Here is a 22806-nt window from a genome sequence, read left to right on the forward strand (position 1 = left end):
CGGAATGCTATATAACCAAGGCCCGGTTTTTACCGGGCTTTTTTTGTCCCCAAAAAATCAGTTGCTCAGAGTACCGGGTTAGGCGGAATAATTTGAGGTTGAGTAAAGATTGGCCTGGTTGTCGGGCGTATTGGGTTTTTGCATGGTCGAAGACAATAAATCCAGAGCAATTATGACTTGCGGGATTATCTGTTCTGTTTTGTAGGTTGGTCTCATGCGGGTGCCAGAGCGCACAAATAATGGGTCATCGTACAACTTCCGCAAACGGGACAACGCATTACTGACCGCGGGCTGAGTTACCCCAAGGGCTTGCCCCGCTTTGGTTAAGTTACCCGAGACATAGATGGTATGTAAAACGCGGTAAAGATTTAAATCTGACGCCAGATTAGACATGAAGACTACGACCTGTGTTGTTTTTATTTTATAGGTCGATAGCTTAAGAATAACGAGGCAAATTGGAAGAGCAGGAAATCAACCCTCTAGCGTATCCAAACCTCTACCCGTTGATTGCGCAACGCGTATTTAATATCTGCATTTGAGGCGATCGGGTTGATTTGACCGTAGCCGGTCAATGCTGAAGAAACCACACCCAAATTATCCAGCTCGCGCTTAACGGAAATAACCCGGGATTCAGACAATAATCTGGCTTTAAACTCATCCTTCTGCTGGTTTGAAAAACCGATAAGAATCAGCTTCCGATTTTGATTTTCTGGGCGCTTCATGTAATCCGCCAGTCGACCCAGATCGTCTAACGCCTTGTTGTCCAGTTTTTTAGTACCGGGAACAAACCTGAAATTGGTGGTTATACGTTTGGATTTTTCGGTAATCAACGCGTATCCCGCAGGTATTTCCCCTTGGACGGTCATGGGCAACTCTTCAAGATTAAGTGAAATAAACCCAAGCTCCCCAACGGAACTCTGGCCTGCGACGCTTTTTGCGAATTCTAGAAAATCTCTGGCAAATGGGTTGCTGGTGTTGACCTGATACAAATACAGTCGGCGCGCCAAAGGGTAATCTTCGGTCGCAATAGTGGTATGTGTCGGTGCCATTGCGATTCCCTCGCCATCCGCGATTCTCAGTGCTTTCGAGGCACCAAGAGTGGCCACCGATGTAAACCCGATTGCGCCGGGTAAAGAAGCAACCATATTCGCAAGCTCCTGATTTGATTCGTAACGGCTCGCTTCACCAGACAATTGGTAGCCTCGTTTTAACACCAGAGTATTAAAGGTATCAAAAGTTCCAGATTTATCGTCTCGGGCGTGGACACTGATACGCAGGTTTTTACCGCCGAGTTCAGACCAATTGCTTATTTCTCCGGCAAAAATCTGTCCTATCTGATCTATCGTCAGTGAGCCAATACCGTTCCCGGGATGCACGATCACGGATATACCGTCGATTGCAACCACGGTCTCGTGTTCAAAATCGCTGATATCGGTGTTCGGAAATAGGGCATTTTCACTGTCTTTTGCCGGTCTTGATGCTGCGGCAATATCGGCTGTGCCCTGTTTGATTTGAGCAAAGCCCGTTCCTGAGCCATGTGCCGCGATAAAGATTGAAACAGAGCCGATACCTGGTTTTGTCGCGCTGAGTAACTGTTCGTTTTCAGCCAGCGTCGAGCGTTGAATGTCGGTGAACTCATGGTATTGCAACCAGCGCGCCAATAGAGTCGGAGCAAGCTCTGCGCCAATGGTGTTAGAACCATGTATTTCAAATAGAAAGCCTCGCTCATTTGGGGTAGCCGGGTTTTGGTCAAAGACATCCGCATAAGAAAGAATCGGAAGGGTTAGAAACAGGTAGATGAGAATTTTTTTCATGTCACAGGCCGTTTTAAAAGTCGCCGGAAAAATATGATATTTTGATGACGGTTTTATGACAGTCCTGTCGCAATGCTATACCAAGGGAATGGTTTTTTAGGACTGATGTTAGTGTCTTTGTTTAACTGTCCGTCATGGTGATTGTTCTGTTTTCTCTGCAAGTTTGTGAAAGCTTTGTTGATCCGAACACCATAAGTTTTGTACTTGGGTCTCCCAAGATATCGGCGTATAGTGGCGGTTTTACAATTCTGAATAGATGTTATGAGCCTTTTTTTCCGACCTCTGCACAAAGCTCAAAAAGATAGAGCCATTCTGAAGCGAATAGATCAAACCCTCAGTCGACAAGGGCTGCCAAGTGCCTTACTGCACTTTGGGTTGTTTATTATTATTGAGTGGTATTTGGTCGATAAAGTTGGAAGCCCCAAGCTGGTTTATGTATTTGGTTTGGCACTGGTTGTAATGGCTGCTTGGCGGTTCATTATGATTGCTCAATTTGAGAGCTGGTATGCCAAAGGTCCTGCGGCCTGGAGAGACCTGTTCATCCTTTCTGGTTTCTTTCATGCGGCTATTTGGTCTTCATATCTGAGTTATCGCCTTACGACGGTACCTGAGAGCCCCATACTGTTGTTAGGTATTCTATACACGGCGGCCATCGCAGCCGGCGGCACCTTTGTTTATTCACTTTATGGAAAAACCGTACGGGTCTATTTACTGGTGCTGTTGGCGCCATTGTCGATCTATTACTTTTTCTGGGGTCAGACTATCGTCGATACCATCATGGCAGTCGGGTTCATTGCCATGTATCTGTACCTGGTAAGTACCGCGCATCGGGTTGCGGATCTGGTGTGGAGTTTTCTGGCTTCAAATCATGAGTACAAGCTGAGATTGTCTGCTTTGGAGCAGGCCCGCGAAGCAAATACGGTCGAGAGTAAGTCCAACCGGCGCTTTATTCAGCAGATTCTGCAGCGGGTAAAAAATCCGTTGAGTGGATTGCTTGGTGTGTTGGGTATGCTGACAGTTGGTGAGCAGGACAGTGAAAACCAAGGGATGTTAAATATTGCGAGGCGATCCGGTTATTCCATGTTGGATCTGATTAACGACCTTGAAGCCTTTATAGAACAGAGGGATCAAATACGTGTCCCACAGTCCATTGTTTTCAATCTTCGAAAAACGCTCGAACACGCGTTGGCCGATATGGGGGCCAAAGCGCACGAGAATGGCCGTGAGTTGTCCTACTTGTATCATCCTGATGTGCCAGAGCGTGTTGAAGCTGATCCGCAATGGCTGTCGAACGCGTTTCGGCGACTTTTGGATTTCACCCTGGATATGGCTGACAGTGGTGAAATAACCGTCCGGGTGGGCATGGCGACCGAGCGAGGTAAGGATTGCCTGCAGCTGACCTTCTATTTTGTTAATAATGAGATCAGCGAAAGCGATTTAACGTCCGCATTGGAACGGCAATTGGACATATTGCCAGAAGATGAAGACGTTGCTGATCAGTTAACACTGATGGTCGCTACAGCGCAGTTCAAAGCGATGGGCGCGACCATGAAAGCTGGAGCTAAAGGGGATCTGAAAAAAATCTCGGTTATGCTCCCCGTGATTACAACCTCCCAGCAAGCCAGCTCATTCCGCCCAACGAAATACATGGCCGGTCGCTCGATTCTATTGGTTGATTTGAGTCCATTGAATGAACGGTCCTTAACCGCCGAATTTATGAGCTGGAACATGAATGTAGCCGTTTGGACACTGGATCGACTGGTAGAACAGGATGACCTAATTGAGAATGACTTTGTGTTTATCAATGTGCCGGTTGATGATCAAAAAGCGCTGGTTCAATTGCAGAAGATCCAGAGTTTGATGGGGCAGTTTAAAGGGCAAACAAAAGTTATTCTGTATTCCTCTGAATTACAGCGAAATTTGTTTAAGAATATCGAAGACAAATACATCTTTGTTGAGAAGCCGGTCGCCCGTGATCAGCTACTGACAGCGCTGCGAGATGCCACTGAGCATACCAGTGCGGAGGTCGAAGAGGCTTTTCAGTGTAACAACACACGAATATTAATCGCTGAAGATAATTTGTTGAATCAGAAAGTCGTATTAAGGTTGCTGGAAGAAACTGGCGCCGTAGCTGAAACCTGCGTGAATGGTCGAGAAGCCATCGAAATGATGCAGGCAAATGAATATCAGTTGGTGCTGATGGATTGCTATATGCCGAGAGTGGATGGTCTGGAGGCAACACGTGTTATTCGTAACTCTGAGATAGAAACGGGCAGCCATATCCCAATTGTTGCCATGACGTCTGAACAGACGCCCGAGTTAGAGCGGGAATGCCTTGCCGCGGGTATGGATGACTTTTTAGGCAAGCCTATACAAAAAGACCAGCTGATGGCTGTTATTCAACGATGGACGGCCTGATTCTGCTCTACATAGCCAAAGGCTGATGTCACTCCTGAGCCAAAGCAGCTTGCCGGGCTTCGCACAACGGAACCCTGGCGGCCTGGTGGTTGGTGTAAAGGAGACGTGAATCCTCTGGTTAATCAATATCTTAGGCGTTAAGGTTCGAGGGTTATATTACGTCAGTTGCGGAAGCTTTTGCCTGTAAGCTCGCCGATGCATGGTGGATAATGACGAGTATTCAGTTTTCAAACTGGTCTATCCACTGGCTAATGGCATAGTTGGCTGTGAATGGCGCTCATAAATTCAATTAATTAACTGGTTATAACACAACATGGAAAGACAGTTACCTTTTGCATTTGCCAAGAAGCACGGTGTGGTTATCGATTACCATCATGCTGACGGGGTCCGATTACTGTACCGGACAGATGCGAACCTGACCGCGATGCAGGAAGCTCAACGAATAACAGAAACCGTGTTACCGCTGGAGCCGGTTAATGAAGCTGAATTTTCTGAGGCCTTGAATAAGGCCTATCAAACCGATTCTGATGAAACCATGCAAATGGTCGAGGGGTTGGGTGAAACCATGGATCTCAGTTCGTTGGCCGATTCTGTGCCGGAAACTGAAGATCTGATGGAGCAGGTTGATGATGCACCAATCATTCGCTTGATCAATGCTATTCTGACCGAAGCCGTTCGTGAAGGCGCTTCCGATATTCACATTGAAACCTTTGAAAAACGACTATCGATTCGATTCCGGGTTGACGGTGTTTTACGCGAAGTCGTGCAACCTAAACGCGCCCTGGCTCCCTTGTTGGTTTCTCGAATCAAGGTGATGGCCAGATTGGACATTGCTGAAAAGCGACTGCCTCAGGATGGTCGAATTAGTCTGAGGGTTGCCGGGCGGGAAGTGGATTTGCGTGTTTCGACGATCCCGTCAAACCATGGTGAGCGGGTTGTACTCCGATTGTTGGATAAACAGGCAGGTCGACTTGATCTGGCGCATCTCGGCCTTCGTCAGGATGATTTCGATAAGTTCAAAGACCTCATTTTAAGGCCACATGGCATCATCCTGGTCACGGGACCTACCGGTTCCGGTAAAACCACATCACTTTATGCCGCGTTGCAATCCCTAAACAGCCAGGTCCGTAACATAATGACGGTTGAAGACCCCATAGAATACGGCTTGCCCGGTATTGGGCAAACGCAAGTGAATACCAAGGTTGATATGACCTTTGCCAGAGGCTTGCGAGCAATATTGCGCCAAGACCCTGATGTCGTGATGATCGGGGAAATTCGCGACCTGGAAACCGCAGAAATTGCAGTACAGGCCAGTTTAACGGGCCACCTTGTATTAAGTACACTGCACACGAATTCCGCGGTGGGTGCGGTAACTCGTCTTCAGGATATGGGTATTGAGCCGTTTTTATTGGCTTCCAGTTTGATAGGTTTGGTATCGCAACGTTTGGTGCGAACACTCTGCAATGACTGCAAGGTCGAACATCAACCGGATGACAGTGAGCGAGAATTGCTTGGCCTTGCGCCCGACGATCCAACTGTTGTTTATCATGCGAATGGTTGTCCGTCCTGCAAAAACACTGGCTTCAAAGGTCGAATTGGCGTTTATGAATTACTCCGTGTCGACGATGGCATGAGGCAACTCATTCATAAGCAGGCGGGCGATATTGAACTGGAACAATATGCGCGAGTCTCTGCGCATTCCATTCTGGACGATGGCTTCCATAAGGTGCTGCAAGGCGTAACAACCATTGAAGAAGTGTTGCGGGTCAATCGGAGTTACTAGTTAAATGGCAGCTTATGATTTCGTCGCATACGACGAGCGCGGTAAGAAGAAAAAAGGCATACTTGAAGCTGATAGTGCACGGCAGATTCGCCAGCAATTACGCGACAAAGGATGGTTTGTTGAATCGGTCGACGTGTCACAAAAACAGCGTAGCAAAAACACGTCTTCTGGTGGTTTCTTTTCTCCATCATTGAGTGTCGCTGATTTGGCCTTGGTGACTCGTCAGTTGGCAACGCTGGTTGGTTCAGGTATGCCTTTGGAGGAATGTTTGAAGGCCGCAGCCGATCAGTCCGAGAAAAGTAAAGTTCGCAGTCTGATACTCAGCGTCCGTTCTAAGGTCTTGGAAGGCTTTAGTTTGGCCGCCGCGTTGAAAGAATTTCCTCGAGCCTTTCCGGTGCTTTATCAGGCCACGGTGAATGCTGGGGAACACAGCGGTCATCTGGATCAGGTCATGAACCGGTTAGCCGACTACATGGAGGATCAGCAACAAATTCGGAAAAAGGTCCAGATTGCCAGCATATACCCCACAATACTGATTTTGGTTGCGGTGGGTATAATAGTATTTTTGCTTAAATCCGTAGTGCCACAAATTGTCACGGCAATCACCTCAAACGGTACCGAGCTTCCCGGTCCGACTAAGGTGTTGCTCGCCTCCAGTGAATGGGTTCAGAATTATTGGGCACATTCACTCATTGTTGTCATATTGCTCTTCATTGCCGGCCATCTGTTCAATCGGGCCAAAGAACGCCGAATACGAACCCATCGTCTGTTGTTGCGATTACCGTTGATTGGGCGAATTTCGCGCGGCTTCAACACGGCACGTTATGTCGGTACTGTGGCTATGTTGACCGGTAGTGGCGTGCCGTTGGTCGAAGCGATGAAAATAGCCGGACAAGTGGTTTCGAATCTAGAAATACAGGGCCGTGTTGCCCGTGCTGCGGTGTCGGTGAGTGAGGGCGGCTCTTTACACAAAGCTTTGACCGAGGCTGGTTACTTCCGGCCAATGATGTTGCATATGATAGGCAGCGGAGAATTGAGCGGCGAGCTGGACGCGATGCTGCAAAAGACCGCGGACGCAGAAGATAGGCAGGTCCAGGATCTGATATCGACCTTGCTGGGTCTGCTTGAACCATTAATGCTGATCGTCATGGGCGGCATCGTGCTGGTAATCGTTTTAGCTATTGTGCTGCCGATCATGCAGATGAACTCAATGGCACTTTAAGGATTTTGAGGTTTATAGAATGAAAAAACAGGCTGGTTTTACACTGATTGAATTGATGGTCGTATTGGTTATTTTGGGCATTATTATGGGGTTAGTAGTACCAAACGTGATTGGACGAGGCGATGAAGCAAGGGTTACCGCCGCGGAAACCGATATTCAAACCATCGGTCAGGCGCTGGAAATGTATCGTCTGCACAACTCTCATTACCCATCCACTGATCAGGGCCTAGAGGCGCTCGTGTCAAAGCCCAGTGGCAGTCCCGAACCTAAAAACTGGCGGGGCCCTTATCTTCCAAAGACACCTAAAGATCCTTGGGACAACCCATATGGCTATATCAACGATGGCGGCTCACCTGAAGTCATTTCGTATGGCGCCGACAATTCTGAAGGTGGCGAAGGGTTGAATCAGGACATTTCTACTGCAACTATCGATTGATGCCGACACTCTCAGCTATGCGCCAAAAGGGATTTTCGCTACTCGAGATCATGATTGTCATCGTTATTATCGGCGTCGGTGCCGCCACTATTCGACTGGCGATCGTCAAACAAGACCCATTAGACGAAGTTGTTAAAACGGCTAATGCGTTTTCTTTTTGGTTTGGCAACCAATTGGATGAATCCCTCTTGACGAATTCTGAGGTGGGTCTTTATTTCACTGAATCTGGTGTGGCCTTGCTGACATGGCGAGAAGGTGACGTCGATAATGGTGAAGAAGAAATTGTTTGGGAAGTAGTGTCCGAAGTCGATTACGCAACTGGTTTTGATGAGCTGAAGGTTGAACTGTTGCTCGATATTGAATCTCAGCAATGGATTCAGCTGGAGCAAGTACTGCCTGAGGATACAGCTGAGATTGCGGCACATATTCTTTTGTTTCCGTCCGAGGATTATCAACCTTCGTTTATTCTTATTTTTTCACATCGAGATTACGCCGATGAGTCTGTTCATGTAATGGGCGATGGCTTTAACCGTTTGGTGGTGACACGTGAAACGATTTGAGTCGGGCTTTACGCTCATCGAAGTCATGATCGCTATCCTGATTTTCGGGCTTACCGCCAGCGCGATTGCCTTGTCTAATGCTCAAGCAGTCAGCAGCGCAAGGCTCATTCAGGAGCAAACAGAAGCTCGGTGGGTGGCACAGAATTATTTAACACAGATGCGCCTGGAGCACCAGCTGCCTTCGGCGGGTAAAAAAAGTGAACGCGTTACCCTTAACAATAAAACCTGGGTAGTCGAAGTAGAAACGTCGAATGTCGAGATGGAACTGTTCGGGCCTTTTTTAAGACGCATTCAAATTAGAACCAAGCTTGAAAACGAAGAGAACTTTGCTGACGTACTCGAGGCGGTGTTAGGCGAGAGTGGCACACCATGAACGTTAACCGTGGTTTTACACTCATTGAATTGCTGTTGGCTCTATCGATTGCCGCATTGATCTCCATGGGAACATTGTTTCTGTTTCAAACCAGTTTGAATTCCAAGAATGTCATTGAAGAACAGGCGGAGTCGATGGCAAAAATAGGACGCGCCATGCGTGTCATCGAGCAGGACATTATTCAATTGTCACCTTACCGATCCGTTCGTGACCCCTTCGGTGATTTTCGTCCGGCTATAGAAGTCACGTTTGATGGACTTTACATGACGCGCAATGGCTGGGCGATCAGTCAGTTTTCCAGCTATCAACGATCCAGCCAGCAGCGTGTTCATTACCGACTTGCCGAACCGGGCAGTGAATTATGTCCTTGGTCCGAAGACGAAGAAATCAATGATGCCGGCGGGTGCTTGATTCGCAGTTTTCAATTGCAGTTGGACGATGATGGATCGCTAGCCTGGCAACACCAACCCTTGTTGCGTCCAGTGAAAACAATGAATTGGCAATTCTTAATTGATGATCCCGAGTCCGGCTCTATGGATTTCAGAAATGAACTGCCTCAAGAAGATCCGCGAGATGGTGCCACAAAAAGCCGTTTGATTGGTGTGCAAGTTGAATTGGAGACAGGACAGGGACAATCCTTGAAGCGTTTATTCAGTACACCAACTCTGCCGGTGTATGTTGAACCGGAACAAGGGTCGTGATTATGAAGCGTGAACGCGGTTATGTACTGTTACAGGTTATGTTTGTTTTCGCGATTCTGATGGTGATTGTGTCACAGGTGGCCTACAAACAACGAATTCAGGTGGAGCGAACCCGGCACAGTTTGTTTTTAAGTCAAGCGCAAGCCTACGCTGAAAGCGCAGAAGCGATTGCCAAAGTAGGTTTAACCCTGGATCAGCAGAATTCTGAAACGGATCATCTCTACGAATTATGGAATACGTCGGAAGGAATGTTTCCTTTGGATGAAGGCGGCCTAATACAGTTGCAGCTGGATGATTTGCAAGGGCGCTTTAATGTAAATTGGCTGGCGCCATCCAGTGGCAACGCCGATTCTGCGCTCGAAGCCCTTAAGAAATTACTGTTTGCTATCGATTCACAGCCGGAGATCGCCGATGAACTCAGTCAATGGTTCAATTCTGACTCAGGCATTGACTTTAATTATACCGATGAAACACCAGCCTATAGCCCTGCGTTCCGAGAAATGTCCGATCTGTCGGAATTGTTATTGCTCAAGTCCGTTGAGCCTGAGGAATATCAGCGAATTCGACCTTATTTAAGTGCTTTGCCGTCAAATACCGCTTTGAATATCAATACTGCACCCGTAGAAGTGTTGCAGTCCATTGCGGTCTTTATAACCCAGGACATTGCTGAAAAAGCAGTGACGGATCGAGGCGAAACCGGTTTCACTGCGGTGTCGGATTTTAAGAACCAAAAAGTGTTCAAAGAAAATGAAGACAAAGGAATCTACTTAGGCGAGTTAAGCGTTACCTCTGAATGGTTTGAGTTATATACTGCCGTCACTTTGGATGAGAAGACATTAACCCAACGTACCCAACTGCACAGGGATGAATCTGGTACTGTGACTTTGACGATGCGAGACCGGTCGGCCAAAGAGGCAAATCCAATGCCTGGTGATCCGGTTAAAGGGTTGGCCACCGGTAATCCAAGCCCGAACGCGTTACCCGATAATGGAACGGAGCAAAAATGAGTACCCAACTGAGTCTGTATTGGCAGGCACCTGATAAACTGCAATGGTATTGGTCGGGCGAAGCCGACGTTTACACTGGTTCACTTGAAGAACTGCAAGACCAGAAGAAACTGAAAAACCTGGAAACGTGCTTGGTGCGGTTATTTTTACCGGCCAGCTGGTTTTCCAGCATTGAATTGATGTTGCCGGTTAAAAGTCGTCGTTTGAGCCCTGCGGCGTTGAAGTTTGCCGCAGAAGAATTTTTGGCCCAAGATATTGACACCGTCCATTTGGTAGAAAAGGGCAGGACTAACAACGGATGTACCACCGTTGAAGTCACCGAAATTGATCGGCTGCGTTTTATTTTACAGACCTTATCCGGTTTGGGGTTTGTTGTTAACGAAGCATTTAATACACAATGGTTCAGTTTGCCAGAAGACCAGACAGATGATGTTGTTATTCAAGTTCAACAAGAAAGTATTGTTCTAAGTGCCAATAATCAGGTTTTTAACCTGCACACCAAAGGTTTTGCGCAATGGTTTGAGTTATGGGCAAAACAGAATGATATTGCGGAAAATGCGACCATTAAATTGATAAGCGATTCTGCTGAGGGGCCTTCTAAGGTGTTGGCAACCGAGTTCGAAGCTAGCGGTTTCGAAGTCAATTGGGTCGTGCAAAACGCCAAAAAACTCATCGATTGGCATGAAGAAGCGGAACGTAAAAAAATTCCCGGCAATCTAATTTCTGGAATATTCAGTCAGCGCAGCGGTAACAAGTACGTGGAATATTGGATGCCCGCTCTGGTGGCTTCTGTCGCCGCGCTAATCCTCTGGAGCACATTGAATATTTTTCAGAATCACCGAATGTCGGAAAAGATTGAACAAACCTGGGAAGCCAGTGAAAAGGTTTTTCTGCAAGTATTTGGCAGCAACAAACGAATCCAACGTCCACTTATGGTGCGGGAAATGCGAGCTTTAGCCAGTAACAGTGATGCAGCCAATTCTGACCAAAAAGTAAACGCCCTACAATTTTTGAGCGATATATCAGCCGCTTCGTCGACCTTTGTTCTTGAAGACTTCCGCTTCAGTCGCGATCGTGGTGAAGCGACGTTCACTCTAGTACAGCCGGTAGACATGTCTGGCGATGCCTATAACTTATTCGAAGCGTTAAAAAACGATATGTCAGCCAAAAACTACAGTGTTGAATACTCTGCAAATCAAGATAAAGACGCCTTTCGGGCGCGGTTTAAGGCGACTTACGGAGGGCAGGGCTAATGTTGGATTCTTTACTAGAACCTATTCGTGAAAAATGGATGACGCTGGGTAAGCGAGATCAAAATTCAGTCTTGGCACTCGCCGTCGCTCTTGTCCTTGCCATTGTTGTGTTTGGCATCATTATTCCGATTCGCCAGTCCGGTCTTTCTTTACGTACAGATTTAGACTCAGCACAACAGGTTTATAACGAGTTACTCACACTGGCTCCACAGGCAATGGCGACTGGCGGCAGTACGAACACGTTAAACGCCAGTTCCATTAATACGGAAGTTCGTCGACAGGCGGCCCGATACGGCATCGAGATTCAACGCTTTGAGCCCGATGGTGACTTTCTAAAAGTATGGCTTGATGAAGCTCGATACCCTTCCGTCGTGCAATGGCTGGGTGGACTAGAAACCATTGGCATTGGACATACCGAATTGACCATGGAAGATCGACCAAAACCTGGTTTCGTTTCTGTCAGGGTCACCTTTGGTGTGGTTCAGTAATGGTCTGATTGTTTCATGACCTATTTGGATGTGGATTTGCGTCTTGAGCCAATCACATTAGTTTGGAATACTGTTTGTGTTGAAGAAATAAGAACAATAAAAGGTGATCTATGCCACAAGTGAAGTTGGATGAAGTTGAAGTTGTTAGAATTGACGAGCGGTTCAGTCGTCAGGCGCGGTCTTTACTTTATCATTCTTACAAAGATGAGCCCACATTCAAGTTTTTGTTGGATGCTCATCGTCCAGGCTACAAGCAACGTATCCGGGCAACGATCCGCGAGCTCATCCGCTTGCACATTGATCGAGGAGAATTCATTTTTGGTGTTATCCACAAGAAGCAAGAACGTCTGCTGGGCGTGGCTTTTTTCAGTGATCTTGAACTCAAAGTCGACATTTCTAAGCAATTTTTGTGGCGCATGAAAATGATTTTGACGGCTGGCTTTGAAGGTACCCGTCGTTTTGTTCAGTATTTCAATGAAGTTCAAGAGAGTCTGCCCGCTAAAAATCATCGAATGGTCAGCTTAATCGGTATACACCCGGACTTTCAGAAGCAGGGGCTGGGTAAGTTGTTGTTGGAATCCATTCATGAACTGACGGATAAAGATCAAAACTCCATCGGCCTGTTTCTCGATACTGGCAATAACCGCTATCTCGAGTTTTATAAAAGCCTGAATTATGAGATTTTTACCGAGTTACCGTTGGGCAATTTAAAAGAATTTGTTCTGTTTCGCCCAAACCCTAACTATACGGAGCGGGCAGCTTAATCCGGTTTGGTTCGACAGTCTATGCAGTCGAACCCGAAGAAGTACGCTTTGTTCTAAAAACGTCAGCCCTCAGTTGAACTTTTCGACTATTACCCAATCTATGTCAACGGAGCCTTTGGCTCCGTTTCTATTTCAGCCAGCCAGGAGTTCTGCATGAAGTTTGATTATGACTTGCTTGTTATTGGTGCCGGTTCCGGTGGGGTGCGGGCGGCTCGAATGTCAGCACAAATGGGGGCAAAAGTTGCGGTCATTGAATCCAGATATCTGGGCGGCACCTGTGTAAATGTCGGATGTGTCCCCAAAAAACTGTTCGTTTATGCGTCGCAATTTAGTCAGGAATTCAAGGATTCGGTAGGTTTTGGCTACACTGTAGATAAAACGTCAGATTTTGACTGGGCAACCCTTCGAGATAACAAAACAGCTGAAATAGAACGGTTGAATGGTGTTTACCGGGGGTTATTGGACGGCGCTGGCGTCACGATTATTGAGGGCCATGGGGAATTCGTTTCTGATCATGAAGTTAAAGTAAATGATGAAGTTATCAGTGCAAAGAACATTTTAATTGCCACAGGCAGTTGGCCAGTAAAGGCTTCGATTCCAGGACATGAGCATACCTATACCTCGAACGAATTCTTTTATATGGATCAATTCCCGTCCAAAGCAATAGTGGTTGGAGCCGGCTACATTGCCGTGGAATTTGCGGGCATTTTGAATGGGCTGGGTTGCGATACGCATATCGTTTATCGAGGGGAGCCGGTACTGCGCGGGTTCGATGATGATATCCGGGCGTTTGTGTCTGAAGAGTTGCAACAGGCTGGTATTCAGCTGCATTACCACACGACAATCGAGAAGATCGAGAAGCTCGACTCCGGTGAGCTGGTAGCCACCTTTAACGATGGCTCCACTTGCCAAGTAGATGCCATTATTAATGCAACAGGACGTAAGGCGCTCGTTGAACCTCTGAACCTGGCGGCGGCGGGTGTCACCATTGCACACCATGGAAATCTCGACGTCAACGAGCACTATCAGACCAATGTTCCACATATTTACGCTGTGGGGGATGTAATAGGGCGTGTGCAACTGACACCGGTTGCGTTGGCCGAGGGCATGTATGTGGCGCATCACCTTTTTTCTTCAACATCACCTCGGAAAGTAAACTACGATCTGATTCCCACCGCCGTTTTCTGTCAACCAAATCTGGGAACGGTTGGCCTGACAGAACGTCAGGCGATTGAGCAGTACGACCAAGTAGATGTGTTTGAAAGCAAATTCCGGCCCATGAAAAACACCTTGTCTGGTAATCCACAACGAATGTTTATGAAGCTATTGGTAGATGTTGCGACAGACAAGGTCATTGGTTGCCATATGGTCGGTCAAGATGCCGGTGAAATCATTCAGGGTCTTGGTGTTGCAATGCAAGCCGGTGCTACAAAAGCGGACTTCGACAGTACTATTGGTATCCATCCGACCGCTGCCGAGGAGTTCGTCACTATGCGCACTGCGGCACGAAGAATAGGGCGCAATGAATCTGGGGCCTGACTTCGGTTGGGCATGCCGTCAGTCTGACTCAACGGGATTGATTTTCTTTGATTTGGCGCTGGCATGGCGTGCCTGTCGTTCGACATCGATGTAACGGTCGGTGATGGCACTGGAGCCATGCCCGGCGTCATCGCGCACATGCTCGCGAGGTCTGAGCTTCACATCTTCGGAAATCCCGGTATGCCGCAACCAGTGAACCGTCGCCATTTCCAGCGCGGCGGCTTCCTCCGTTTCTCCTTGTGCTTTCAGCCGTTCAGTCGCTAAGTCAAAACATTCTTGCACAATAAACCGGATCTGACGTGTGCTTGCAATGCCGCCTTTGCCCCTTGTTTTGGGAATCAGCGGTGTATTTTCGCCTGGCATTGGGTATGCCGTAAGCCCCAGAAAGTGCCTGTAGCGCTTTAACGCAGCCAGCATATCGTCGGACACAGAAATATCCCGCTCTTTGTTACCTTTACCGACCGTGGTGAACCACCAGCTGCCATGTGCATCCTTATGAAAATCAGTCATCTTGGGCTGCCAGCGTTCAGATTCCGCCAATTCTGAGATCCGTAAATACATGCCAAATAAACAGCTGATGATGAATAGGGCGCGTTCCCATTTTTCAGGGTCTTCTTCAAGTATGTGCGAGACGGCATTTAGTACTTCATGCCACTGGGCCTCAGAAAGTCGCCGGATCGTGGCGATGCCCTGGCGTTTACGCAAGAACTTTCCTTTTTGGCGTATTTGCGCAACAGGATTCAATGCCACAATTTCTTCTTGTATCAGATAGTTAAAAAACGTGCTTAACACAGAAAAAATAGCCTGAAGGGCTGACTGACTGAGTTCATAGTCCTTGGGATTGGCGTCTGCACCGTGTTTACGGTCTCGCTTGGTGACTTTAACGACAAAAGGGCGCCATTGAGGATTGACGACCCTTAACCCGTCTTTGCTGGTAAATCTCTGTACCGATTTTACGCCAATCCAACTTTTCGGCGGTGATTGGCAAAATTGAATAAACGCTTCAATGTGATGTCGCCGAACGTCGTTCAGCGATAGGCCTTCAACAAACCAGCACCATTGCAAAAATCGTTCTATTTCCCGCCGGTAGGAAGCAAAGGTGTCGGCGCTGCCGCGATAGGTATACAAAAACTGAGCCGCGCAAACGGCGTTCTGCTGCAATACAGAGCTATTGAGTGTGGAGTTAACCAGGACTTCCGGTGCTAGGTCGAAGGAGTGCCGAAACGGGTTTTCAAGGTGGCTGAGATTATCAAATATAGGGACTAGGGTCGTTTTGGGCACGGCTTAACACTCATATAGACGAAAGAAGAGTTTAACGCCCGATCAGCCAATGCTGAAGATCAATGATCGTCAATGGATTGTCTAAATAAGCGCCACGTTCGATAAAAACGGAATTACCGAGTGTTTTGACATCGGATACAATGGTGTGGCCGGAAAAAACCCAGTCGACACCATTGACCGGTTGGTTGTTGTGAGATTTAAGACGGGTACGTCCCCAAAGGTAGCTAATCGTTGCGTCATCATCCGCCTTGTGACGATCGCCCCAATGAGTGCCTGTGTATTCAGCGTGACAGATCCCCACCTGGTAGTCTTGGCAAGGCAGTGTGATGGTGATAGGCAAATACTTTAATTGTTCTGCCCAATTCTTAACCGCTATATCGGGTTGTTGAAGGACCCAACTGCCGCCGTTCATCAACCATCGACTCCATAGCGCATCGGTTTGTGCAGCTTCTGTTTCAATCAGCATTTGTTCGTGGTTACCACGTACTGCCCAAAACCAGGGTTCCTGCAGTAAATCGAGACAACCCGGACTGTCAGGGCCACGATCAATAAGATCACCCACAGAGATCAGTCGATCCTGCTGTGGAGAAAACTTGAGTTTTTTTAACGCCGTTTCGAGCCGTTCACGATGCCCATGCAGGTCAGAGACGATGAAATCCCTGCCAGCCTTGTTTTCGGGCAACAGTAAATGAGGCTGATATTTTGATAATTGATGATTTGTGGCCATGGCTCCAATATGATCATGGCTTCGCTTGAATAGCAACCGTGACCTTAGTCACTGTGCGAAAGGTCACACTTAGCCTTAGAATCGCAGGGATATCCGATTGAAAAGAATGATTACGACTGTGTATCAGAATTCACTGGCTCAAAATCTGGAAGGCATGACGGGCTATCTCGCCTGGGCCATCGTTTGTTACCTGACACTCAGCTCCCAGCCCACTGACACCTTATCTGGCCAACTCAAGCTATTGACCATCGTGTTCTGCTTACTACTGTTCATCATTGGTTTTTACTTTACGACGCGAGAAAAACCCTTTAACCGAATGGATACCAGTATTCGTCAGCTCTCCGTCATTGGTCAGTTAATTGCTGTTGTGCTGATACACATTCTCATCAATTCCGGCGTCGTGGCTATTTTAGGCGTCGCACTGGCAGCGCAATTGCCCATTCGATTCAATCGCCTGGCTGCTTACTTTGGTGTCCTTGGTTTGATTGCCCTAGATTACTACTTCAACGCCTTTTATTGGGCTATAGAAGACTCCTTGGTATGGACGGCCCTAGCGGGTGCCTTTAATCTGTTTGCATTCCGCATGAGCCAGCGAGTTATGCAGGAGCAGGACGCCCGAGACGAAATTACCATGTTGAATCGCGAGCTGATTGCCACACAGGCACTGTTGCAGGAATCGACCAAGCAAAGTGAGCGGCTGCGCATATCCCGAGATCTTCATGATGGATTAGGGCATCACCTCACAGCCCTGATCCTTAAGCTGCAATATTTGACGTACACCACAGAAGGTGAAAACAAAGCGCACGTGGTTGAGGCGCACGTTATGGCGAAGCAGTTATTGACCGACGTACGGGAAACGGTACATGAGATGCGGGAAGGCTCCAATATAGGTCTGAAAGACGCACTGGATGCACTGATATCCCAAATTCCCCGCTTGAAAGTCCATCTGGATTTGCAACCAGAATTACATCTGCCCGATGCAAAAACCGCCGATACGTTGTTTCGTTGCGTCCAAGAAGCCATTACCAATACTTTGAAACACGGTAACGCTTCGGAAATGCATATTCGTCTGTATCAGAATGGTGATGCGTTTGAATTGCAGGTTATTGACAACGGACATTGCTCATTGCATTTACATGAAGGCAGTGGCTTAAAAGGAATGCGTGAGCGCGTAGAACAGTTGCGCGGTCAATTAGAAATTACAACGACAAAAGGGTTTGGGTTAAATATCCGAATACCAAACATGGAGGCGTTATGAACGACGTAAGTCAATCCACCGTTAAAGTTATGCTGGTTGATGACCAGAACTTAGTGCGAGAGGGGATCAAATCACTGTTAAATCTGGCAGGCCATATCGAAATCGTAGGCGAAGCCGGGGATGGTGAAGAAGCACTGGAACTGATCGGCGGTTTTGCTCCCGATGTGGTCCTCATGGACATCCGGATGCCCAAACTCGATGGCATATCCACACTGCGTAAGATGAAAGAAACTGGTATTCATACACCTGTCATTATTTTAACCACCTTTGATGACCACGAGCTCGTGCTTAATGGTATTCGAGCTGGGGCACGCGGGTTCCTGCTCAAAGATGTGTCGCTGGAGTCACTCGTGGAAGCGATCGACACCGTGCACAGAGGAGAAACTTTGATTCAACCGGCTGTAACGGAAAGAGTCATCAAAGGATTCACGGAACTGCAGAAAGATGGTGATAGTAAGGTCGAAAAAGATCCTGTGCAGGACCCTTTGACTCAGCGTGAAATAGAAATTCTGAGGCTGATGGCGGGTGGCTATTCGAATAAGGAAATCTCCCGCGCGATCTTTAAATCTGAAGGAACGATTAAAAACCACGTTTCCAATATCTTGGCTAAGCTGGGTGTCAGAGACCGTACCCGGGCTGTGTTGAAGGCTCTTGAAATTGGTGTTATTTGATCTAAGTTTCTAACAAATGTCTACAAGGTAGACATTTCATTGGAGTCTGACTATGCTCTTGAAGCCCTCTGTGTGTGGGCTTTCTATTTTCATGTTATGACTACCGTGTAGATTTATGGCAAGACCAAGATATCAGATTAACCCTCAGGATTGGTACGATTGCCTCGATTGGCTTGATCATCAATTGGCGCAACCGACCTGGCTGGCCGAACGAGATCATCCGGTTCACAGTATCGGCCTGTCAACGTTGAAAGACTGCCTGAATCAATGGCGGGATGTGGATCGCCCTACGTTAGATTTATGTCAGTCTGTGCAGGACATCCTCGTTAGTTCGCTAACGATGGAGGATTGGGGGCGATTGCGAAAATCTCTGTCCGCGCGCAAGCGCAGAAGACGAGAAACCCGATTGGCAGAAAAGCCAATCAATATCACGTTAACGCCATCTGCGCATCAGATGCTCGTCGAGTATCGGGATCTATCTGCCACCGGCACTCTCAGCGAAGCTGTTGAAACCGCTATTCAGCAGGCTTTAGTGGAACTAAGAGAGGGTCGAGAACGTGATCTGGAACGCGAATTACTTGAGTTTCTCAGACATTTCAAAGCATCGGTCCTGATTCAGGTCGTGCAGACCTATCTGGAGTTAACCACGACACGGCGTAGCCTAGCCAACTCCTGCAAGATTGCCCATCAACTGTTCTTAAAACGACCAGATCGCAACAGTTTACGTTTGGTCCGTGATCGATTTGTTGAAGATCTGGTTTGGAATGAGACGCATCTGAAGGTTCCATACGCTTCATTAAACCTGTTTCCTGACGATCTGACGTTGAACAACCCTCCAGCCGTTGAATAAGGAATTTAGCCGCTGGCTCTAAAGAATGAGTGCATTGTGAGGATCATGACGCATGATGGACGGAAAACGACAACGAAGGATGATACACGAATGAATGACGTAGTACTCATAACCGGCGCGGGACGCGGTATAGGAGCGGCCACTGCTGTACGATTTGCACAGTGTGGATACGACGTTGTGGTTAATTATCGAACAGACAAGGGTTCGGCGGAACAAACTGCTCGCGACATTGAACGTCTTGGACGTCGAGCATTGGTGGTGCAGGCTGACGTCTCCCGTCAGGGCGATGTCATCGGCATGTTTGCGCAAATTCGGCAGTTTGGCGATTTGCGGATACTGGTCAACAACGCAGGAATATTGGATCGGCAATCGGCGTTGGTGAATATGACAGTTGAACGAATGCAACGCATCTTGGCGACCAATGTCATGGGGACACTGTTGTGTTGCCAACAAGCCATTTTACTCATGGGCACTGCGCACGGTGGGAAAGGGGGCGCTATTATCAATGTATCCTCTGGCGCCGCCAGAACTGGCTCTCCAAATGAATATGTTGATTACGCTGCTTCGAAAGGAGCCGTTGACAGTTTGACCATTGGTCTGGCGACAGAGCTGGCCAATGAAGGAATTCGGGTCAATGCAGTCAGACCCGGCCTTATTTATACCGATATGCATAAGGATGGCGGGGAGCCAGGACGAGTTGACCGGCTGAAACATAACCTTCCTCTCAAGCGTGGCGGCACCGCAGAGGAAGTAGCCGCCGCCATCTGTTTTCTGGCATCAAAGGATTCAGCTTATACAACCGGAGCGTTTCTGGACGTAACCGGAGGGCGTTAAACATCCCAAAGAGACGGACTCAGTGCTTGTTTTGCAGGGTATCCAATATTTTTGCGACTGCGTCTGACACGTTAAGCGGTTTGCCAATGTGGCCGTTCATGCCAGCTGCGTAACATCGCTCAATGTCCTCTGACATGACGTTGGCGGTCATCGCGAGAATAGGGATGTTGGCCCATTGTTCGCCCTTTGCCCTGATGCGTCGGGCAACTTCATAACCGTCCATTTCGGGCATTTGAATATCCAATAACACCATGTCTATGGTGGAACTGCGTTCTAACACGTTCAATGCATAGGGACCACTTGGTGCAACAATCACAGTAGCGCCCAGACCAGAGAACGTTTCCTTTGCCACGAGCTGGTTAATCTCATTGTCTTCAACCACCAGAATCGTCAGATTCTCCAGTGGAAGTATTGTTTCAAGGTTATTCGATACGAGGTCTGAATTCGTTGCGTTTTCGGTTGAAAGTGGTGGTGACATCGGACTGGAAAGCTCATCCGGTGACAAAAACCGACTTTCATTGGCTAACGGCAGTGGAAGTCGAATGGTGAACTCACTGCCTTTTTCTGGTTGGCTATGCAAGCTAATGTCACCGCCCATCAGTTCAATCAGTTGCTTGGAAATGGCCAATCCCAAACCCGTTCCCCCATATTTCCGTGTGGTTGTTGAGTCTGCTTGCCGAAATGACTCAAACAAGTGTGCTTGATGATCCCTAGGAATCCCGATACCTGTATCCGACACCGCGACCTGCAATTGCACGGTCGTGTTCGTTACTTTTTTGCATTTAACGTCGATCGTGACCCGACCTTGTGAGGTAAATTTAAACGCATTGCTGCATAGGTTCAGCAATACCTGTTCCAGTCGCAACGGGTCCCCAATGACTTTATCAGGCATTTGAGCGGGTAAATTTATCTTGAATTCGACGTTTTTTTGACTGGCTTGAACGGAAAAAACAGCCTCGATTTTATGTAGTACATCGATTATTGAAAAATCTATCTGTTCCACGTCAAGTTTGCCAGATTCGATTTTGGCGTAGTCTAATGTATGGCTGATCAACGCTAGCAACGTTTCTGACGCCAATTTGGTTTTATGTAGATAATCGGTCTGTTTCGCGTTAAGAGGCGTTTTCAGGTTGAGATCTGTTAAACCAATAATCGCGTTTAAGGGTGTTCTGAACTCATGACTCATGTTGGCAAGAAAGTTAGATTTCGCCACATTAGCAGATTCAGCAGCCTGTTTTGCCGCGAGTAAATCCCGTGTCTTGAGGGCGACCTCCTTGCGAATACTCTCATAGGTACCGTTTATGATCAGGACCAAGGAATTCAATAACGCCGCGATCAAAAAACCACTGGTTAGCACAATCCAGCTGGACCAGTCCTTACCAATGAGCGCGGACTGGTCGCTGATAAATACGTCCATCTGATACCGGCGACCACCGAGATTGAACTCTTGCCGAAGTGGTTCAAATTTCTCTACGGGATTTAAAGTCGTACTTATTAACGGAAGAGTAGAAATTGGCGAGGTTATGTCGGATATGTCTATACCGAAGCCAGAGCTTTCAGCTTGTTTAACAATTGCACCGACCATCCCTTCTACTAAGAAAACGCCACTTATGTACCCTAAAAAGGATCGCGAGGCGTCTTTTTCATTGAATACAGGCACGTATAATATGATGCCAATTTGTTCACCTTCACTCTGGACCAATTTGATGGGGGGCGTCGCAATGCTTCGTTTGGTTTCCTGAGCACGAATTAAGGTGTTCAGGCGATTTGACTCTGCACCTAAATTTAGACCAAAGGCTCTTTTATTGGTTTCCATTGGATAAATATAAAGCACCGGGTAATAGGTGGCTCGGGATTGAGCTGGTTGAAGCACGCCATTAGCATCCGGTTCCGTAAAGGTATAGTTCTCATAGCCCAAGTCTCGAAAGTGTTGCTCAAACTCAGGCCGCTGATCATCTGTGACGATTTCCGTCCAGCCGATGCCCTGAAATGCATCATCGTTATCGATGAGTGTTTCTGAAAACTGGTTAAAGTCATCCATGGTCACGCTTGCAGAGGATTGAAAGAAACCTTGATAAGCACGTAATTTACTTTCTGCAACGATGATTTGCTCATGTACAGCTCCGAAGTACGCGGTTGCATTTTCGTTCAGAGATTCCTGCTGCGCTTGTTGCCTAGCATTCAATGAACCGATAAAAAGAGCAAATGTGGCCGCGAAAATAAACAAAGTTGGCATCATCAGCTGAAATTTTTGGCGTAAAGTGGTTGTTGACGGTTTCTTAAATAAGCTAAGTACCATTGGTGTAAAGACGATGACCCCGATCGTGTCACCTATCCACCAAGTGAGCCACGTAAAACTGAAGTTGAACGTTTCGATATAGCCCGCGGCCATGAGCCCGCTGGCACCATTGGTCGCCGCGATGAGGCACCCGGCAGGGCCTATTATGGTAAAAAACAGGATGATGTCTCGAGGTGTATCGAGCTGAGACAAAGAGCCTATCAACCGGAAGTAAAGATACCCACTCCAGACGGTTTGAAGCGCTCCACCCAGACCTATGCCCATGGCTAACCAGAACCCGACTGAATCAAAACCGTTATTTACCCAGGAAACAAGGTTTGCATTAACCAGAAACGAACCTAATAGGACGCCAACCACCACAGCGGTTCGATTCAACAAGATGTAACAAGCGAGCGCGATGCCAGATGCTGGCCAGATAGCGCTGGCAAAGCCAGGAGGAATGGCGAGTAACAGACCAAATTTGCCAGCGAGGAAGTAGGCAAACGCTGTGATCAGAACGTGCTTGCTAAATTGGGTCATGTTAACCGA

21 protein-coding genes are annotated in these 22806 nt (G+C 47.6%); 16 read left to right on the forward strand and 5 right to left on the reverse strand.

Annotated elements, in window-relative coordinates; translation table 11 throughout:
* Positions 1-78 precede the first annotated feature (78 nt).
* Complete coding sequence (locus tag IYN85_RS26120) at positions 79-393, reverse strand: LysR family transcriptional regulator (protein ID WP_196157893.1); 315 nt, start codon at positions 391-393, stop codon at positions 79-81.
* Between the two features lie 86 nt (positions 394-479).
* On the reverse strand, positions 480-1814 hold the full coding sequence (locus IYN85_RS05925; RefSeq protein WP_196157894.1) for a substrate-binding domain-containing protein: 1335 nt from the start codon (positions 1812-1814) through the stop codon (positions 480-482).
* A 261-nt stretch (positions 1815-2075) separates the two neighbouring features.
* Between IYN85_RS05925 and IYN85_RS05930 the strand changes: the two genes are divergently transcribed.
* The 12 genes from IYN85_RS05930 to gorA all read left to right on the forward strand — a co-directional run bounded on the left by IYN85_RS05930 (position 2076) and on the right by gorA (position 14358).
* On the forward strand, positions 2076-4232 hold the full coding sequence (locus IYN85_RS05930) for a response regulator (protein WP_196157895.1): 2157 nt from the start codon (positions 2076-2078) through the stop codon (positions 4230-4232).
* 313 nt (positions 4233-4545) lie between these two features.
* Positions 4546-6015 (forward strand): type II secretion system ATPase GspE, encoded by a 1470-nt coding sequence (gene gspE / locus IYN85_RS05935; RefSeq protein WP_196157896.1) that lies wholly within the window; start codon positions 4546-4548, stop codon positions 6013-6015.
* A gap of 4 nt (positions 6016-6019) precedes the next feature.
* Complete coding sequence (gspF, locus tag IYN85_RS05940) at positions 6020-7237, forward strand: type II secretion system inner membrane protein GspF (RefSeq protein ID WP_196157897.1); 1218 nt, start codon at positions 6020-6022, stop codon at positions 7235-7237.
* 19 nt (positions 7238-7256) lie between these two features.
* A complete protein-coding gene (gspG, locus tag IYN85_RS05945; RefSeq protein ID WP_196157898.1) occupies positions 7257-7673 on the forward strand; it encodes a type II secretion system major pseudopilin GspG in 417 nt (138 codons plus the stop codon).
* 17 nt (positions 7674-7690) lie between these two features.
* On the forward strand, positions 7691-8233 hold the full coding sequence (locus IYN85_RS05950) for a prepilin-type N-terminal cleavage/methylation domain-containing protein (RefSeq protein WP_255533663.1): 543 nt from the start codon (positions 7691-7693) through the stop codon (positions 8231-8233).
* Complete coding sequence (gspI, locus tag IYN85_RS05955) at positions 8220-8606, forward strand: type II secretion system minor pseudopilin GspI (RefSeq protein ID WP_196157900.1); 387 nt, start codon at positions 8220-8222, stop codon at positions 8604-8606. The genes IYN85_RS05950 and gspI overlap by 14 nt, the downstream gene beginning before the upstream one ends.
* A complete protein-coding gene (locus tag IYN85_RS05960; RefSeq protein ID WP_196157901.1) occupies positions 8603-9307 on the forward strand; it encodes a type II secretion system protein GspJ in 705 nt (234 codons plus the stop codon). The genes gspI and IYN85_RS05960 overlap by 4 nt, the downstream gene beginning before the upstream one ends.
* Before the next feature lie 2 nt (positions 9308-9309).
* A complete protein-coding gene (gspK, locus tag IYN85_RS05965; protein WP_196157902.1) occupies positions 9310-10314 on the forward strand; it encodes a type II secretion system minor pseudopilin GspK in 1005 nt (334 codons plus the stop codon).
* Positions 10311-11567, forward strand: coding sequence for a type II secretion system protein GspL (gene gspL, locus IYN85_RS05970; RefSeq protein WP_196157903.1), 1257 nt, complete (start codon positions 10311-10313; stop codon positions 11565-11567). The genes gspK and gspL overlap by 4 nt, the downstream gene beginning before the upstream one ends.
* Positions 11567-12055 carry a type II secretion system protein GspM gene (gene gspM / locus IYN85_RS05975; RefSeq protein WP_196157904.1) on the forward strand — a complete coding sequence of 163 codons (489 nt, stop codon included), beginning with the start codon at positions 11567-11569 and terminating at the stop codon, positions 12053-12055. The genes gspL and gspM overlap by 1 nt, the downstream gene beginning before the upstream one ends.
* 110 nt (positions 12056-12165) lie before the next feature.
* Positions 12166-12819 carry an N-acetyltransferase gene (locus IYN85_RS05980; protein ID WP_196157905.1) on the forward strand — a complete coding sequence of 218 codons (654 nt, stop codon included), beginning with the start codon at positions 12166-12168 and terminating at the stop codon, positions 12817-12819.
* A gap of 153 nt (positions 12820-12972) precedes the next feature.
* Complete coding sequence (gene gorA / locus IYN85_RS05985; RefSeq protein WP_196157906.1) at positions 12973-14358, forward strand: glutathione-disulfide reductase; 1386 nt, start codon at positions 12973-12975, stop codon at positions 14356-14358.
* Positions 14359-14376: 18 nt separating this feature from the next.
* Here gorA and IYN85_RS05990 read toward each other — a convergent pair whose 3' ends face one another.
* Positions 14377-15639 (reverse strand): site-specific integrase, encoded by a 1263-nt coding sequence (locus IYN85_RS05990; RefSeq protein WP_196157907.1) that lies wholly within the window; start codon positions 15637-15639, stop codon positions 14377-14379.
* 31 nt (positions 15640-15670) lie between these two features.
* Positions 15671-16366 (reverse strand): metallophosphoesterase, encoded by a 696-nt coding sequence (locus tag IYN85_RS05995; protein WP_196157908.1) that lies wholly within the window; start codon positions 16364-16366, stop codon positions 15671-15673.
* A gap of 106 nt (positions 16367-16472) precedes the next feature.
* Here IYN85_RS05995 and IYN85_RS06000 point away from each other — a divergent pair, with 106 nt between their 5' ends.
* From IYN85_RS06000 to IYN85_RS06015, 4 genes are all read left to right on the forward strand, one after another.
* Positions 16473-17624 (forward strand): sensor histidine kinase, encoded by a 1152-nt coding sequence (locus tag IYN85_RS06000; RefSeq protein ID WP_230390610.1) that lies wholly within the window; start codon positions 16473-16475, stop codon positions 17622-17624.
* Entirely contained in the window at positions 17621-18295 is a 675-nt protein-coding gene (locus IYN85_RS06005) for a response regulator transcription factor (protein WP_196157910.1), read from the forward strand. The genes IYN85_RS06000 and IYN85_RS06005 overlap by 4 nt, the downstream gene beginning before the upstream one ends.
* Positions 18296-18410: 115 nt before the next feature.
* Positions 18411-19145, forward strand: a complete 735-nt coding sequence (locus tag IYN85_RS06010; RefSeq protein ID WP_196157911.1) for a hypothetical protein — start codon at positions 18411-18413, stop codon at positions 19143-19145.
* Between the two features lie 90 nt (positions 19146-19235).
* Positions 19236-19979: an SDR family oxidoreductase gene (locus IYN85_RS06015; protein ID WP_196157912.1), complete on the forward strand. Its 744-nt coding sequence runs from the start codon at positions 19236-19238 to the stop codon at positions 19977-19979.
* A gap of 19 nt (positions 19980-19998) precedes the next feature.
* Here IYN85_RS06015 and IYN85_RS06020 read toward each other — a convergent pair whose 3' ends face one another.
* On the reverse strand, positions 19999-22797 hold the full coding sequence (locus IYN85_RS06020; protein ID WP_196157913.1) for a CHASE domain-containing protein: 2799 nt from the start codon (positions 22795-22797) through the stop codon (positions 19999-20001).
* Between the last annotated feature and the right edge of the window lie 9 nt (positions 22798-22806).

The sequence above is a fragment of the Reinekea sp. G2M2-21 genome, assembly GCF_015687175.1.
Lineage (GTDB): Bacteria > Pseudomonadota > Gammaproteobacteria > Pseudomonadales > Natronospirillaceae > Reinekea.

Excerpts from the sequence above, each read along its gene's own strand:
- IYN85_RS26120 (WP_196157893.1), bottom strand. The coding sequence starts at position 393 with ATGTCTAATCTGGCGTCAGATTTAAATCTTTACCGCGTTTTACATACC.
- IYN85_RS05925 (WP_196157894.1), bottom strand. The coding sequence starts at position 1,814 with ATGAAAAAAATTCTCATCTACCTGTTTCTAACCCTTCCGATTCTTTCT.
- IYN85_RS05930 (WP_196157895.1), top strand. The coding sequence starts at position 2,076 with ATGAGCCTTTTTTTCCGACCTCTGCACAAAGCTCAAAAAGATAGAGCC.
- gspE (WP_196157896.1), top strand. The coding sequence starts at position 4,546 with ATGGAAAGACAGTTACCTTTTGCATTTGCCAAGAAGCACGGTGTGGTT.
- gspF (WP_196157897.1), top strand. The coding sequence starts at position 6,020 with ATGGCAGCTTATGATTTCGTCGCATACGACGAGCGCGGTAAGAAGAAA.
- gspG (WP_196157898.1), top strand. The coding sequence starts at position 7,257 with ATGAAAAAACAGGCTGGTTTTACACTGATTGAATTGATGGTCGTATTG.
- IYN85_RS05950 (WP_255533663.1), top strand. The coding sequence starts at position 7,691 with ATGCGCCAAAAGGGATTTTCGCTACTCGAGATCATGATTGTCATCGTT.
- IYN85_RS05960 (WP_196157901.1), top strand. The coding sequence starts at position 8,603 with ATGAACGTTAACCGTGGTTTTACACTCATTGAATTGCTGTTGGCTCTA.
- gspK (WP_196157902.1), top strand. The coding sequence starts at position 9,310 with ATGAAGCGTGAACGCGGTTATGTACTGTTACAGGTTATGTTTGTTTTC.
- gspL (WP_196157903.1), top strand. The coding sequence starts at position 10,311 with ATGAGTACCCAACTGAGTCTGTATTGGCAGGCACCTGATAAACTGCAA.
- gspM (WP_196157904.1), top strand. The coding sequence starts at position 11,567 with ATGTTGGATTCTTTACTAGAACCTATTCGTGAAAAATGGATGACGCTG.
- IYN85_RS05980 (WP_196157905.1), top strand. The coding sequence starts at position 12,166 with ATGCCACAAGTGAAGTTGGATGAAGTTGAAGTTGTTAGAATTGACGAG.
- gorA (WP_196157906.1), top strand. The coding sequence starts at position 12,973 with ATGAAGTTTGATTATGACTTGCTTGTTATTGGTGCCGGTTCCGGTGGG.
- IYN85_RS05995 (WP_196157908.1), bottom strand. The coding sequence starts at position 16,366 with ATGGCCACAAATCATCAATTATCAAAATATCAGCCTCATTTACTGTTG.
- IYN85_RS06000 (WP_230390610.1), top strand. The coding sequence starts at position 16,473 with ATGATTACGACTGTGTATCAGAATTCACTGGCTCAAAATCTGGAAGGC.
- IYN85_RS06005 (WP_196157910.1), top strand. The coding sequence starts at position 17,621 with ATGAACGACGTAAGTCAATCCACCGTTAAAGTTATGCTGGTTGATGAC.
- IYN85_RS06010 (WP_196157911.1), top strand. The coding sequence starts at position 18,411 with ATGGCAAGACCAAGATATCAGATTAACCCTCAGGATTGGTACGATTGC.
- IYN85_RS06015 (WP_196157912.1), top strand. The coding sequence starts at position 19,236 with ATGAATGACGTAGTACTCATAACCGGCGCGGGACGCGGTATAGGAGCG.
- IYN85_RS06020 (WP_196157913.1), bottom strand. The coding sequence starts at position 22,797 with ATGACCCAATTTAGCAAGCACGTTCTGATCACAGCGTTTGCCTACTTC.